The sequence below is a fragment of the Pseudomonas sp. R1-7 genome (assembly GCF_051132105.1).
GTDB lineage: Bacteria > Pseudomonadota > Gammaproteobacteria > Pseudomonadales > Pseudomonadaceae > Aquipseudomonas.
In genome coordinates this window covers 104,603-118,886 of record NZ_CP071661.1, presented here as the reverse complement: position 1 = coordinate 118,886, position 14,284 = coordinate 104,603, and the positions used below count along the sequence as shown (strand labels likewise).

The window sequence follows — 14,284 nt, the reverse complement described above, 5'->3', positions numbered from 1 at the left end:
GAGCAAGCTCCCTCGCCACAGGGGTTAGTGTCGAACCAAATATCCCGCCCAACGCCACCCATTGTGGGAGCGAGCTTGCTCGCGATGAAAAAAACGACACGGTTCCAGCGCAGGACAAACCGCACAAGAAGACCCCAGACCGGGTCGCCTAAAAGTCAGCGGGCCGTGCCCTGCGCCAGGCAATAGGAATTGACGAACGTTGCGGTGTGCTGCAACGCCTGGCGTATGTCCGGCTTGGTTATTCCATGCCTGTTGGCAAACTGCTCGAGCGCCGCTGTGTCAAAACGAGTGGTCTGGATAAAGTCCAAGGCTTCGGGCTTGCTGTTCAAAAAGCGCGCGACGGGAGGAATACCCAGTAGCCACTTCAGCAATCGCAGCGGAATGTGATGCCTGGGCGATTTTATGCCAAGGGGTTTTGCGACCTCTGCCAGGAGTGCTCGCAAGTTGGGACTCTGGTCATCAAGCGCCAGCAGTTCCTGCCCCGCCATGGCCGGGTCAAACGCACATACCGCCACCAGTTCGACCAGGTAATCCACGGTAACCAGGGGTAGCCAATGCTCGGCGGTGCCGGGCACTGCGGTCAACTTTCCCTGCACCAGGTTGCGTATCAGCTCCACCAGCGGCTGACCGTCAACGATATGCCCCGTGCGGCTGTGGCCACACACCGTCGCCGGGTGGACGACGGTGATCTCCCCGCCCAGGGTGGACATGACCTCCAGGGTCGCGAAATGCGCCTCCAGCTTGCTCCCCTCGTAACCCCCGACATGCCGGTAGACGGCAGGCCAATTCGTCAGCTCCGGAGAACGAGGATCGATCCCGATGCGCTGCAGATGTTCATGATTCTTCAGCATGTAGCCGCCGATCATCACCAACCGGCTTTTCTGCCCGGCCGCCAACAGCGCCACCCGCTTTGCCCCTTCCACGTTCACCGAGCGAGAGTTTTCCATTGAAAGCCCCCAAGCGAAGTGAGCGCCCAGGTGGAAGATGACGCTGGCGTGCCTCAGCACCTCTCGGTCAGCACGACTCAGCCCGAGGTTGTCCCGTTCCAGGTCGCCCGCCACGGCAAATACCCGGGCCCCGCTCCCTCCCAAACGGTCGACTTGCTCGCGCAGCGCAGCCAGTCGCTCCGGGCGACGCATCAACACCCGAACGGTGTGACCTTTTGCACTCAGGTACGCCACCAAATGTTGACCGATGAAGCCGGTACCCCCCGTGACAAAGCACTCCACGCTCATTTCCCTGCTCCTGGTTAAGGTGAAAAATCGAGCGTAATCTATCGACCCAACTCTACAGTCAAGCGGTGTTGTTCATGAGAATCGGCGAACTCGAGACCCGCAGCGGCGCCAGTCGTCATACGCTGCGTTATTACGAGCAGATCGGCCTGATCTCACCGCTGCGGCGAACGAATAACTACCGCGTCTACACCGCGCAGACCCTGCAGGACTTGGAATTTATCCAGCGCGCGCAAAGCATGGGGTTTTCCCTGGGGGAAATAGGTCAGATCCTGGATGCGCAGCGCAACGAACTGATCGACTGTGCTGACGGCGCCAAGCTGATTGAAAAGAAAATGGCGGAAATCAAACTGAAGATCGCCAACTTGAAAAGCATCTATCGATACCTCGATGAAGAGCGTGCAAACCTCGAAGCCAGTGCCGCCAGGCAACTCGCGCTCCAGCAACTGAACAACGCCTCCAACTGAACGGCCAGCCTCTGTACCTGCCCCTGTGGCGAGGGGATTCATCCCCGTTGGGCTGCGCAGCAGCCCCATACCGGACGACGCGGTCTGCCTGAAAAAAATCCAAACCCAAACAGCAAGACGAAACCACCAAACGTATCACTACATGCGTGATTGCCTTGGTCAGCACAGTCGCTGTAACGTCGATCTTCAATTAGCGGGGTAACTCATTGAACGACTCTGAACACCTGAAAGAACTGTGCGCCCGTTTCAACGCTGGAGAACCTTTGAGCTTTACGTTTTTCTGGGGGCACCAGCGCAGTAAAAATGTCGTCACGGCTTCGTGCTTCAGCCAATGGTTCGAGGCCGGGTTCGTTGTCGAGGGGCAACATTACCCAACCGCCGAACACTTCATGATGGCCGAGAAAGCGGCCTTGTTCGACGATCAGGACATTCGTGCGCAGGTGCTCAACGCCCCCACTCCCAATGCCGCCAAAGCACTTGGCCGCAACGTGCGCGGATTCGACGACAAGGTTTGGCTGCAACACCGGTACGACATCGTCGTTCGAGCGAACCAGGCCAAGTTCTCCCAGAACCCACAGTTGAACGAATACCTTCTACAAACCGGTTCCAGCGTGATCGTCGAGGCCAGCCCGGTTGATAACATCTGGGGCATAGGGCTCGCACAGGACAACGCGGATGCGAACAATCCGAATCTGTGGAAAGGCTTGAACCTGCTGGGGTTTGCGCTGATGCAGGTGCGGGACGGGACCAGCATCCCTGCCCCAAGGTAGTACCCCTCGCCACAGGGGTTGGGTGTCCCTCTTCAGGCTCGATATTTCGAGCCTTCCTCAAGTATTCAGAAATCAACAGTCCCCGAAAACTTCACCAATCGCGGATCACCCTGCGAAAGGTAGCCGCCGTTGGCCGAGGCCCAGTAGTTCTTGTCGGTAATGTTTTCCACATTGACGCGCAATGTCAGGTCCTTCTCTACGAATTTCATCTTATAACGCGCGCCAGCGTCGAAACGATTCCAGGTCGGCAAGCTCAGGTTGTTCGCCTGGTCGGCATACTGCCCGCCCGTGCGCAGCATCCTGGCGCTGAGGGCGGCGCCTTCGATGCCCGGGACATCCCAATCCACGCTGGCGTTGAGCTGGAACGTCGGCACGCCAATGGCGTGGTTGCCATCGTTGAGGCCGCCGGCGGTGTTTTTCAGTTCGGACGTCATGCGGGTACCGCCGGCCATCAACCGGAGGCCGTCGATGGGCTCGCCGAAGACGCTGACCTCCAAGCCCTTGTTGACCTGCTCACCGTCACGCACATAAAGCCGCTGCACGTTGTCGACGTAACCATCGGACGGTTTCTCGATGCGGAAAACGCCGACGTTGGCACCGAAGGTCTGCATGTCCAGCTTGATGCCCGCTTCCAACTGTTTGGTGCGGCCAGGGGGAAAGGCTTCGCCCAGGTTGGTGATGCCTGTGCCAGACGCCACCGGTCCTTTGGCAAGACCTTCGATTCGGTTGGCGTAGAGCGACACGCTTTCTACGGGTTTGTAGACGATGCCGTAGACCGGCGTGGTAACGGCTTCATCGTAGAGCGCGCTGCGGCTGCCATCGTTCGCAGGATTGGCGGCACCGTTGGAAGTGGTGCCGTCGTACCGGTAGTTTTCGACACGCAACTGCTGACGACGGATACCGTAAGTGACCAGCAACTTGTCATCGAACAAACCCAACGTGTCGGAGATCGCCAGACTGCGGTTGCGGGTTTTGCCGGTCACCCCGGGATCGCCCATTTCACCGCCAGTGCTGGACACTGCGGTCGGCTTGGGAAGCTTCGGGGTGTCGTAAATATTAGTATTGCCGGTAACGGGACGATAGAAGGTGTAGGCGTTTTCCTGCTGGGTCCAGATCGTTGAGCCGCCGATTGCTACTTGGTGGGAAACAGGCCCCGTGTTGAAGCGCCCGTTCAACCCGCCACTGAACGTTGTATTGTCTTCGTTGTGAGGAATTTCCGAGCCACCGATCGTCGCAACGCCGTTATTGCCGACCAGTGTCGGTGTGGCGTACACCCCGGTTTCCCGGGTGTGCTTTACCCCGCCCGCCAGGTAGGCGGTCCAGTTTTCGTTCAAATCCCAATCGCCACGAACCATGCCGAAGGTGTCTTCGGTTTCTGAGTAAGTCCAGTCCTGACCATAATTGTGGCTCGCGTGCGGAGCCGTGGGAATGCGGGTGGCGCTGCCGATATTCACCGAGTTACGCAAGCCGTTGATACGCTGTTTCTGATAGCCGAAATCGGTGGAAACACGGAAGTCATCACCTCGATAATCCAAGCCCGCAACAAACAACTTGGTGCGCTGATCCTGGTCGTCGATCGCTGTTTCACCTTCGCGCTGGCTCAGGTTCAACCGGGCGCCAAACCGATTGTCCTCGCCGAATCGCTGCCCGATATCCAAATGCTCGCCAATGCGGCCATCGGTGCTGATGTCCTGGGTATAACGACGAGTCGGGTCATCCTTTGCGCGTTTGGGCTGCAAGTTGACGCCGCCCCCAAGACCCGAGCCCGTCGGACTGACACCGTTGATAAACGCGTTGGGGCCTTTGAATACTTCGACACGCTCGATCGCATCCGTCGACAGAATCTGACGGGGTAAAACGCCGTACAGCCCGTTATAGGAAATGTCGTCACTGGCAAGCGGCAGGCCTCGAATCACGAACACTTGGGATTGGTTACCAAACCCATAGGATTGACGCACCGACGGATCATTGAGCAGCACATCGCCCACGTCTTCAGCTTGTTGATCCTCAATCAGCTGCGAGGTGTAACTGGTCATCACGAACGGCACATCCATGTTGTCCTGGTTGCCCAGCACGCCCATCTGGCCTCCCCTCGCCACCTGACCACCCGCATAGGGCGCCGGCAGCGTGTTGGAATTGGTTTTGATCGCATCGGCAGTAACGTCGGTCACTCCCAATTCAATAGGCGCTGCCGCCTGGGCAAGAAAACTGACTGAGCAGCACGCGGCAAGTAAGGTAAGGCGAGATGGAAATAGCATGGGGTGAGTACCTGCGGGGAAACGGGAAGCCAACTTAGGTGAATGCTAATGATTCGCAGATGGATTATCCATACTAATGGCTCGTTGCCATAAAAGATTCGGACAGCGGTTTGGTTTCCCCAACGAAAAAACCCGGCCTCCTGAGCCGGGTTTTTAGTTTTTCTCGAAGAAAAGCGGTTGAGGCTTTTAGACGCCCCGCTTTACCTGATCATCCTTTCGAACTGCCTTGCGCCGCTTCAACAATCAGCTCTGCAACCTTCCCCGGATTCGACGTCATCACCACATGGGACGCCCCTTGGACAGTGACAGTCTTCTTCGAGCCAGCGCGTTCGGCCATGAACTTCAACGCAGCCTCGGGGATGTTCTTGTCCGCCGAGCCGTAGATGAACCAGGACGGCAGTTTTTTCCAAGCCGGGTCGCCAGACGCTTCCTTCAATGCCGCCTCGCTGATGGGACGTTGTGTCGCGGCCATCAGGGCGGAGTCCGCCGCTGGGACGTCGGCGGCAAACTGTTGGCCGAATTTGTCCTGCTGGATGTAGAGATCCTTATTGCCGTCGTCCAGTTGCACCGGAGCCGCCAAGGTCGGGCCAAGGGTGCCGCCAGGGTAGCGACCGGACAGTTCGATGGCGGTTTCGCCTTTGTCCGGCGCGAAAGCTGCGACGTAGACAAGTCCCTTGACCTTGGGGTTGTTGTGCACGGCGTTAGTGATCACGGCACCGCCGTAGGAATGACCCACCAGGATCACCGGACCAGCGGTTTGCTCGACGATATCGGCGACATAATCGGCGTCCTGCTTCACGCCGCGCAGCGGATTGGCCGCGGCAACGACCGGATAACCCTGGGTCAGCAACTGGGCGGCAACGCCATTCCAGCTGGACGATTCGGCGAAGGCGCCATGCACCAGCACGATGGTGGGCTTGGCGGCGTCGGGTTGCGCGGCCGTTGCGCTATTAACGGAAGTCAGTGCCAGCGCAGCGGTGATGGTGACGGCCAAGAGCGATTTGGTAGTGAACATGATCATTCCTTTTTTCATTGATTAGGGGGTGACGCTGCAGCGATGGGTTTACTTGGCCAGGAAATCCAACAGATCCTGGTTGAGACGGTCCTTATGGGTGTCGGTCAGGCCGTGCGGGGCGCCCGGATAGACGATCAACTCGGCGTTCTGCACCAACTCGGCGGCGGCATGGGCGGAGGCGTCGATGGGGACGATCTGGTCGTCGTCGCCATGCACGATCAGTGTCGGCACATCGAACGCAGCCAGGTCGGCGCGGAAGTCCGTTGCCGAGAACGCGGCGATGCAGTCATAGGTGTTTTTGTGACCCGCTTGCATGCCCTGCACCCAGAACGAATCGATCAGCCCCTGGGAGACGTTCGCCCCGTCGCGGTTGAAACCGAAGAACGGGCCAGAGGCGATGTCGCGATACAGCTGCGAGCGGTTGTCCAGCGAGGCCTTGCGCAGGCCGTCGAACACCTCGATCGGCAGACCGCCTGGGTAGTCTTCGGTCTGGAGCATCATCGGCGGAACGGCGCTGATCAGTGCGGCCTTCTTCACCCGGCCAGTCCCGTGGCGGCCGATGTAGCGGGTGATTTCCCCACCCCCGGTCGAGAAACCCACCAGGGTGACGTCGTTGAGATCCAGGGTATTGATCACCGTGGCCAGGTCATCGGCGTAGTGATCCATGTCGTTGCCTTCCCACGGCTGGCTGGAACGCCCATGGCCGCGGCGGTCGTGGGCGATCACCCGATAGCCTTGCTCGGCCAGGAACAACATCTGCGATTCCCAGCTATCCGAATTCAGCGGCCAGCCATGGCTGAAGGTGACAACTGGCCCATCTTTCGGACCCCAGTCCTTGTAATAGAGCTGTACGCCGTCCTGGGTGGTGATGTAGCTGGCTGCTTGAGAGCGGGAGGACTGGGTATTCATGGCAAGATCTCCTTAGGTCATGGCTCGCCACCGGGGATCCGATGGCGACTTGATGGGGAGAATTCTTGCAGCGGCATGTATACCGGAAATGTTCGACACCCGGCCGTTATGCGTTCTTTTGAGTACGTAGATGCGCTGGATACAGTGGCTTACAAATGCACGCCACTGATCCAGCAGTAGCGGCCTACTGATCGCCGCCGAAGTCGAGGGTCACGCAAAGCCCGCCGCCGTCGCGGTTGCGCAGGCTCAGCGTTCCACCAATCGCCACGGTCAACTGCTGGGCGATGGCAAGGCCCAGGCCGGTGCCGCCAGAGCTGCGGTTGCGGGAGCTTTCCACCCGATAGAACGGCTTGACCACCTCGGCCAGGATCTCCTCGGGAATGCCCGGCCCTCGATCAAGCACACTGATGGAAACGCCGGTACTCGCATTGCCACCGATTTCCACCTCGGCGGTGCCGGCGTACTTCAGTGCGTTATCCACCAGATTCACCAGAATACGCCGCAGGGCATGGGGCCTTGTCTCGATGATCGCGCCGTTCTGGCCGCGCAGGCTGACCTCGCGGCCGGTGTCCTGGTAATCGCACACCAGGCTGTCGAGAAAGGAATCCAGACTGATGCGGCAACTGGTCTCCGTCGCACCGTGAACACTGCGCGCATAAGCAACACCCTCGCGCACCAGGTGCTCGATTTCGTTGAGGTCGTTGCCCAGTTTGTCTTTCTCCACCGAGTCGTCCATGAACTCGGCGCGCAGCTTCATGCGCGTGATGGGCGTCTGCAAGTCATGGGAAATCGCCGCGAGCAATTGCATGCGCTCTTTCAGGTAAGCGGCAATGCGCGCCTGCATGCTGTTGAAAGCGCGGGCGGCGTAAGCCACTTCCCGTGGACCGGTTTCATCCAACTGGACGGGATGGGCGTTCGGGTCGAGGTTCTCGACCGCCTCGGCCAGGCGACTGAGCGGGCGTATCGCGATGCGCACGGCAAGCCAGGTGCAGCCGATCATCAACAGCAACTGACCGAACAGCACAAAGGGCAACCAGGGCGACAACGGCTTGACCGAGGGACGCACATCGATGGTCACCGGGCTGCCGTCCGCCAGTCGCACCTGGGCTTGGAAATGCTGGCGAGGGCCCGGGATCTCGACAAAGGTCAGGTCATAATTGCGGCCCAGCGAGACTTGCAGGGATTGCGCCGCCGTCGCCGCCAGATCGTTCGAAGTGAGGGGAATGCCAGCATCATGCTCGCGCAGCAAATAATCATAATTGCGACGCTGCAGGCGCTTGGTCCATGCCAGGCGCTCATCGGCAGGCAAACGGTCGAGGATGGCGATGGACGTCGCCGTGTCGTGCTCGAAGTTGCCCAACATGGCCGTCTTGGTGCTTTCGTAGCGTTCGTAGTACTGGGCTGCGAACGTCAGGGCCTGTGCGAGTATCAGGCCGACCAGAAACACCAGCCACAACCGCGAGGCCAGCGTGCGGGGCCATTGCAACGCGAGTTTCATGCCTGCTCCTCAAGCATTTCGACTGCAAAGGTAAAGACGTAGCCTTCATTGCGCACCGTCTTCAAGTAGAGCGGTTCGCGTGCGTCGTCCAGCAAGCGCTGGCGCACGCGGCTGACCAGCAAATCAATGGAGCGGTCGAAGATGTCCGCGTCACGGCCCTGCGTCAGGTTGAGCAACTGGTCGCGGCTCAGGACCCGCTGAGGATGATCAAGAAAGACCCGCAGCAGCCTGTATTCAGCGCCGCTCAGCGAGACCAGCGTGTCGTCTTCATCGAGCAGATGGCGAGCGGTGGTGTCGAGACGCCAGCGGCCGAACTTGAGCATCCGGCCGCTTTCGCTGACGACAAAGTTCGGCGGCAGCATGCGGGTGCGCCGCAGCACCGCGTTGATGCGCGCCAGCAGCTCCCGGGCCGCAAAGGGTTTGGCCAGATAATCGTCGGCGCCCATTTCCAAGCCAATGATGCGGTCGGTCTCGTCGCTGCGCGCCGTCAGCATCAGCACCGGCGTCGCCTTATGCTTGCCGGCGCGCAGTTCGCGGCACAGCAGCAGCCCGTCATCCCCCGGCATCATGATGTCGAGCACGATCAAGTCCACCTGATTGGCTTCGAGAAAGGCCCGCATCTGACGACCATCCGCGACCACGGTGGTGCGCAGGCCATTCTTGATCAGGTAATTGCCGACCAACTCCCTGATTTCCCGATCATCATCCACGATCAATACGTGATCGACATGTTCCATGCCCTGCTCTCCGAAATGCGCGCATCGATTGCGCAGTGTGACGATGCCGTGTTGCCGGTTGGCGACGCACCGTGCGTTCAGCTTATCCAGCCTTGAATCAAGCCAGAGCGAAGCGAAAACAGGGGGGATTGTATCGATCTGTATCGCAATTCACCTCAGATACGTACGCATCCAATCACGGGGTTTTTCGACATAGCCGAGATACCTCACGGGCTTTTAATGAGCGCCATCCACTCATTGAAGGGAAACGACCATGAATCTGAAAACTATTGCTACCGCTTGCCTGATCACTGCCCTGAGCGCCGGCGCATTGCCCGCCTTGGCCCAGGACAAAGTAGCCAGCGAAAGCTATTCCTACGGCACGCACCTGGACATCGACAAAGTGATCTCGCTGACTGAAGACAGTAGCCAGACTTGCGGGTTGGTGAATGCGCAGATCACCTACCTTGATTCGATGGGTGAGCGGAAAGCCCTGACGTATCTCAAGCACGCGGCCAGCTGTAACAGTGAAGGGAGTTGAGGGGTGGTTCGGGGGGGGACGACCAGAAGCTGCTCGTTGCCAGAAGCCAAAACCGGCCCAAAAGCGATTATCTGATGCCTATCAAGTCGGGTTAATCGATTCGCTCATACCGAAATGATGAAAAGCCCTTCGCTGTTCGTTGGGGCGCGAGCAGGTTTGTTCGGCTGCAAAGCCAGGATACTTGTGTCGTCCTCTACTTTTTGCAGAGCAACACCCAATTGTTGATGTTCGTACCAGTAACCATCGCTGCAAAGGACCAGACTGGCATCCGCGGGAAAGGGGATATTCTGGCATTCCGGAACGTAGAAGCGCTTTGCATTCAAAGAGCGGGTCAGCATATGGCGGTACTGCGAAGCCTCCACGTATGAGGAAGGCCAAATAGGCTGCTGGCTCAGATCATGCGGACGGGTCAGCCAATCGATATGACCGCTGCTCTGGCGGATGCCGGCCCGGCAATCTCCCACGTGCAGGAGATACAGGTGCTGCAACCGCAGGTCGATAAGCGCGCAGCAGTAGCTGGCGACGGCATGCAGGTGCTGATGGCGCAGCTTATGCTGTTCGACGCGCATCACATCGAGCAGGCTGGCCGTACTCGGCGGCTCGTTGGCGACAAGTGCGTTTCTGACAATGATTTGGGCCCAGTGTCGCGCCAGGGCCTGACCCTCACCTCTCTCGGCTGCATCCACCAGCATTGCCAGCAGGAAGTGACCTTTTTGGCCGACAGCGGCGGCATCATTGTTGCTTTGTGTCCGCCATCCTTGGCGGCTGCTCCAGTCAATTTGCGTCAAGGACGGACTCCGGCCAGTGACTCCAGACGTTCGAACAACAAATTTTCTCGATCTGAATCGCCTCTAGATTGGGCGCTTACCGCATACTCGAAATTGTTATCGTCCAGCAGCTTGGCGACTTCGTGGCTTATGTAAGTGTTGACCTCAACCTTGGCGCTCTGAATTTCGCCCAACAACTCGGAGCGCCCGTCGACCAAGTGGAGAATGTCCTCAATGTCTCGGCTGGTTAGCGCATCGCCACGACCACGGCCTTTCCAAGCCTCCAGTTTGGTGGCTACAAAGTAGACGGGGCTGACCAGATTGATGGTGGTTTCCGCATCCAGCTCGTATGGCGTTGCAGTGGCCATGGCATCTTTGTACCAACGATTGCTGAATCCGAGGGTGTCGTCGTCCGGCATGAAATCGACGCGCAACTCGCCCAGCTTCATAGCGCAGATCGGTAGGTCATCCCCCTCGTCGTTCGGGCTGAGCCGAAAGCCTCGCAGGGAAAGCTGTTCTTGTAGGCGGACGAAGCCTATCGCCCCCATAACATGCACGATCAGATCGACATCTTCCGTACTTCGGACCTGCTCGCGGGTGAAGTCATCGGTCAACAGCAGACCGGTGGTACAACCACCAACAAAGGTCATCTGCTGGCACATATCGGGCCCAAGGGCCTTGGCAACCTCTTTAAGCATTTCTCGCAGGACATTGAATACGGTCATCGAAACTCCAAGCGCTCTTGCAGGTTTTTTGCTGCCAGATTGCTTTCGCGTGGCTGGCCGAGGCGTACTGCGTCGACCAAGGCGAGTAGCGCGTACATTTCCGGGTCCCTTCTCGCCGCGTCGGGCGCTGTCTTGAACAGCGGTTCAACCTTCATGCCCATGGTGTTGCCGCGTGCGTATGACCAAACCAGCGGGTGCTCTCCAGCGCTGAGAAGCTGATTGGCCAGCACAGGGGCGGCAAAGCTGGTCGAAATGCCACGAGTCAGTTCGCCGGGTCGAACAGGAAAAACATATTTCACACCGTAAACGATGAACTCCAGCAGCGCTTTAGTATTGACCCTGGGAACATTTAGCTTGCGGTCGTTCCTGGCCAGACCAATGTCCATACAGTGTTTGAGCGAGCGATTTATCTGAGTTTTGCTGATGCCAGTCTGCATCTCCAGAGAGCGGGCCGTATAGCGTGAAAGGCTGATGATTCCGACATCCGGATCCAACTCTTCTTCCGTTGCTCCCAAAGGATCCTCTTCAAGGCTCTTCCAGTCTTTCCAGTCATGCGGCCAGGCAGCCATAGCCTTCCCGCGCAATTCGTGTCGTTGCAGACAAATTAATTTGAGGAGTACGCCTATGTCTTGACCTTTCATGTCTACCTCGAACCACCTGTCCCAGATCCCGGGACTCGGGACAATTAGTTCATGTATTCATTTTGGAAGCAAGACGGTTTCTGGAAAAAAGAGGGGGAAAACGGGGACAGACCACGACTATGAGACAGTCCGATTACAGATGAGCCCAAATCATGGTCTATCCCCGGTTTCTGAACGGAAATACCAAAACCTACAGAAAGATAGCTAGCGCTAGCTGAGCTAGCTAGCTTTAGCTATACATCGCTAGCACTCCATAGGCGACCCGGATCTTTTCTGCTGTGAGATCCGCCCCTTTTTCCACTCAGCCAACCTCCTCAAACCGCCGCCGCTTCATGAACAACCCCATCCCTATCGCCACGGCAAAAGCCGACAGCAAACCCAGATCAAACCCCAACAAGCGGTTCTGACCTGCCACAAAGCAGCCAACCGCACCCGCCGCCACCAACGCCACACCTAGCCACTTGCGTAGCAGATAGGGCTTGAGGAATCGATCGAGCAGAAAGGACACCACCAAGGCAATGACCAATTGAGTAATTTCGGACATGTACGTCTCCGGTCAGGCCTTGATGATCAATGTCGAGAGGGTGCGTTGCGGGCCAATGCCGCCGTTGACCTGCGCCTCGATGCTGACCAGTACGTCGCCCGCATGGTAGGTGGGCAGGATTTCATTGGCATACATGCGCACACCGGCCCCTACAGATGCCGCCACGTAATAGGGGGTCACGGCCTTCGCGGCGGCAGTCGAGGCCGTGGTTGCAAGGTTGGCGATCGTGGTGCGCTGGGCATTGAGGGCATCGCCCTGTTGTCGGGTCAGCGGCTTGGAGATGCTGATCATCATCACGCAAGGCAGGCCCCTGGCCTGCATCTTGTCGTATACCTCGACGACCTTGCTGTTGACCTCATAGTGGGCACTTTTCGCTTCGCCAAAATGCAGCTCGCGCAAGCGCCCACGTTCGCTGTCGGTGAGGGTGATCTGCGAGACGTTAAAGACGATCCCGTGATTGCCCATGTATTGGAAAGTCCCTTCGAACTTCATCGCCCGTATCCTTTTGGGGTAAAGGAGGCAATTCTCTGCAACGGGCGGATCGGATTCAAATCATTCCGTACTGCTGGACTGAGCAAAACAACCCGCCTGCATCGCCAAAACACTCTTCTCCTACAGCCCCCGCCTACAACGTCCATCAAGCCACGCATCCTTGCGCCTTTGCCTACAACTACGCCAGAATCCGCCCGCTTGTGCGCCTTGTCCCGGGGTTCTATTGTCTTCCTGCCACTGTCCATCAGTGGTCGGGTTTAGTAGCCCGAGGTAATCGAAGTTGTACAAGCGCGTCTCAAACAGGGCCCTACCCTGTTTCTGATGGTGGCTGTACGCAGGGCGCTTAGGCGCGCCGGCTTCTTCGGTTCCCCGGTCTACTAACCTGCGTACAGCTGCCACCCCATTGTTTAGTAGCTTCGGGTTGTCGGCACCACATATGGAACCGAAGCTTATGTTCAAAATTACCCCGAATCCGCCAGAAGCAGATTCCACTCCCAAATCCGCAAAATCCAAAGCCAAGCAGCAAGACGAAACCACCAAACGGGTGCTCGATCACTACTTGCTACCGAAACCGGATAAATCCAAAGACGAGCCCAAACCGGGCCAGCTATTCACCGTCGTGAAAGGCCTCGATAACGAATGTCTGCTTGCCAACCTCAGCGAAACGTTGGCTTCGGCTGATGCGATGGTGAGTGATCTGGCGTTTGATCTGGATGGGGCACGGCGTCATGTGGCGCTGGGGATTCAGCAGTTGATTGAGTTGAGTTCGTTGTTGGCGAATCGGGTGTTGGATAATGTGGAGCCGCGGCAGTAGCATTTTCCGCCACCGAAAAACCCGACGTTTTGCGTCGGGTTTTGGTTCTTCCCGTTGAAACGGACGAATATGCCCTAAATATTCTCAGTTCCTTTTCCGGGTAGCCCACGACTGTCCTTCCTATCGATAGGAAGCAAACGGCCCAAAAGCCGCCGTGCATGAATGGCGGCTTCTGAAAGGAATGATGGGTAGGATGGATAACAATCTCTGGAGTAGGACACGGTATGCCGCAGCTCATATGGGATCCTTATGATCTTTTCGCCGTGCTTGGCGTCATTCCTTCCCACGATGAATATGAAACGTCACATCAATATTTGATTGAGCAAGGCTCACTCAGACTGGAGCTGACAATCTGGCAATATGATTCTGATGTAGAGATTCAGATGTGGGAGGCGTCGCTACCAAAACCCATCATCAAGTACACATTGCTTGGATGTCCCGGTATCCGCGTTGTTAACGATAAGCGCGGCACATTCGTGGAGTTCGCTGCGTCGAACGCTTTCACCGGCCGATATGTGTCAGTACCGATGCAAAACTGACCCACCCTACCGGTTGAAAACTGACCCACTTGGGCAAAATGCAGCTTTTGCGAGCTGCCCATGCTGTCCAAGGAGCAACACGTGGAAATCAGTGTTCTTGTTCGTCAGGGTTTGTCTATCCGAGCTATCGCTCGGCAGATGGGCTGCTCACGCAATACCATTCGACGCCACCTCAAATTACCGGAAAAAAGGGGACAGATTTATTTCCAGCTAAAAATCTGTCCCTTTTGATCATAGGCTGCAAACGGCCATCAGCCACCTTCCGCAAGCGACAGCTTCCTACCCAGGCCGTGTGAAAACGCGGCCGAGCAGTTCAGGATCTGCGGTTTAAAACAGCATGAGTCGATAATGCCTAG

General features: G+C 57.6%; 16 protein-coding genes and 1 pseudogene. 6 read left to right on the top strand and 11 right to left on the bottom strand.

Annotation, left to right across the window (positions count from 1 at the left end):
• Nucleotides 1-155 precede the first annotated feature (155 nt).
• Nucleotides 156-1,235 carry an SDR family oxidoreductase gene (locus tag J3P79_RS00585; RefSeq protein WP_434607341.1) on the bottom strand — a complete coding sequence of 360 codons (1,080 nt, stop codon included), beginning with the start codon at nucleotides 1,233-1,235 and terminating at the stop codon, nucleotides 156-158.
• Between the two features lie 74 nt (nucleotides 1,236-1,309).
• Between J3P79_RS00585 and J3P79_RS00580 the strand changes: the two genes are divergently transcribed.
• Both J3P79_RS00580 and J3P79_RS00575 read left to right on the top strand, forming a co-directional pair.
• Nucleotides 1,310-1,699 carry a MerR family transcriptional regulator gene (locus J3P79_RS00580; protein WP_434607340.1) on the top strand — a complete coding sequence of 130 codons (390 nt, stop codon included), beginning with the start codon at nucleotides 1,310-1,312 and terminating at the stop codon, nucleotides 1,697-1,699.
• 206 nt (nucleotides 1,700-1,905) lie between these two features.
• The gene (locus J3P79_RS00575; protein WP_434607339.1) at nucleotides 1,906-2,469 is read left to right on the top strand and encodes an NADAR family protein; all 564 of its coding nucleotides are present in this window, start codon (nucleotides 1,906-1,908) and stop codon (nucleotides 2,467-2,469) included.
• Nucleotides 2,470-2,534: 65 nt separating this feature from the next.
• Here the strand turns inward: J3P79_RS00575 and J3P79_RS00570 are convergent, their stop codons facing one another.
• The 5 genes from J3P79_RS00570 to J3P79_RS00550 form a co-directional block, all read right to left on the bottom strand.
• Complete coding sequence (locus J3P79_RS00570; protein ID WP_434607337.1) at nucleotides 2,535-4,727, bottom strand: TonB-dependent receptor; 2,193 nt, start codon at nucleotides 4,725-4,727, stop codon at nucleotides 2,535-2,537.
• Between the two features lie 208 nt (nucleotides 4,728-4,935).
• On the bottom strand, nucleotides 4,936-5,748 hold the full coding sequence (locus J3P79_RS00565) for an alpha/beta fold hydrolase (protein WP_434607336.1): 813 nt from the start codon (nucleotides 5,746-5,748) through the stop codon (nucleotides 4,936-4,938).
• Nucleotides 5,749-5,790: 42 nt separating this feature from the next.
• Nucleotides 5,791-6,651 (bottom strand): alpha/beta fold hydrolase, encoded by an 861-nt coding sequence (locus J3P79_RS00560; RefSeq protein ID WP_434607334.1) that lies wholly within the window; start codon nucleotides 6,649-6,651, stop codon nucleotides 5,791-5,793.
• Nucleotides 6,652-6,835: 184 nt separating this feature from the next.
• On the bottom strand, nucleotides 6,836-8,149 hold the full coding sequence (locus tag J3P79_RS00555; RefSeq protein ID WP_434607333.1) for an ATP-binding protein: 1,314 nt from the start codon (nucleotides 8,147-8,149) through the stop codon (nucleotides 6,836-6,838).
• Complete coding sequence (locus tag J3P79_RS00550; protein ID WP_030138951.1) at nucleotides 8,146-8,886, bottom strand: response regulator; 741 nt, start codon at nucleotides 8,884-8,886, stop codon at nucleotides 8,146-8,148. The genes J3P79_RS00555 and J3P79_RS00550 overlap by 4 nt, the downstream gene beginning before the upstream one ends.
• A gap of 253 nt (nucleotides 8,887-9,139) precedes the next feature.
• Between J3P79_RS00550 and J3P79_RS00545 the strand changes: the two genes are divergently transcribed.
• The gene (locus J3P79_RS00545; protein WP_434607331.1) at nucleotides 9,140-9,406 is read left to right on the top strand and encodes a DUF2790 domain-containing protein; all 267 of its coding nucleotides are present in this window, start codon (nucleotides 9,140-9,142) and stop codon (nucleotides 9,404-9,406) included.
• A 104-nt stretch (nucleotides 9,407-9,510) separates the two neighbouring features.
• Here J3P79_RS00545 and J3P79_RS00540 read toward each other — a convergent pair whose 3' ends face one another.
• From J3P79_RS00540 to J3P79_RS00520, 5 genes are all read right to left on the bottom strand, one after another.
• Nucleotides 9,511-10,194 carry a hypothetical protein gene (locus J3P79_RS00540; RefSeq protein WP_434607329.1) on the bottom strand — a complete coding sequence of 228 codons (684 nt, stop codon included), beginning with the start codon at nucleotides 10,192-10,194 and terminating at the stop codon, nucleotides 9,511-9,513.
• Nucleotides 10,191-10,898 (bottom strand): hypothetical protein, encoded by a 708-nt coding sequence (locus J3P79_RS00535; RefSeq protein WP_434607327.1) that lies wholly within the window; start codon nucleotides 10,896-10,898, stop codon nucleotides 10,191-10,193. The genes J3P79_RS00540 and J3P79_RS00535 overlap by 4 nt, the downstream gene beginning before the upstream one ends.
• The gene (locus tag J3P79_RS00530) at nucleotides 10,895-11,539 is read right to left on the bottom strand and encodes a hypothetical protein (RefSeq protein ID WP_434607325.1); all 645 of its coding nucleotides are present in this window, start codon (nucleotides 11,537-11,539) and stop codon (nucleotides 10,895-10,897) included. Before J3P79_RS00530 ends, J3P79_RS00535 begins: the two co-directional genes overlap by 4 nt.
• A 301-nt stretch (nucleotides 11,540-11,840) precedes the next feature.
• Nucleotides 11,841-12,083, bottom strand: coding sequence for a hypothetical protein (locus J3P79_RS00525; RefSeq protein ID WP_434607322.1), 243 nt, complete (start codon nucleotides 12,081-12,083; stop codon nucleotides 11,841-11,843).
• 12 nt (nucleotides 12,084-12,095) lie between these two features.
• Nucleotides 12,096-12,575, bottom strand: coding sequence for a hypothetical protein (locus J3P79_RS00520; RefSeq protein WP_434607321.1), 480 nt, complete (start codon nucleotides 12,573-12,575; stop codon nucleotides 12,096-12,098).
• Nucleotides 12,576-13,026: 451 nt separating this feature from the next.
• Between J3P79_RS00520 and J3P79_RS00515 the strand changes: the two genes are divergently transcribed.
• The 3 genes and pseudogenes from J3P79_RS00515 to J3P79_RS00505 all read left to right on the top strand — a co-directional run.
• Nucleotides 13,027-13,389 carry a DUF6124 family protein gene (locus tag J3P79_RS00515; protein WP_434607319.1) on the top strand — a complete coding sequence of 121 codons (363 nt, stop codon included), beginning with the start codon at nucleotides 13,027-13,029 and terminating at the stop codon, nucleotides 13,387-13,389.
• Between the two features lie 224 nt (nucleotides 13,390-13,613).
• Complete coding sequence (locus tag J3P79_RS00510; RefSeq protein WP_434607318.1) at nucleotides 13,614-13,928, top strand: hypothetical protein; 315 nt, start codon at nucleotides 13,614-13,616, stop codon at nucleotides 13,926-13,928.
• A gap of 60 nt (nucleotides 13,929-13,988) precedes the next feature.
• A pseudogene (locus J3P79_RS00505) lies at nucleotides 13,989-14,111 on the top strand (helix-turn-helix domain-containing protein); the annotation flags it as partial.
• Nucleotides 14,112-14,284 lie beyond the last annotated feature (173 nt).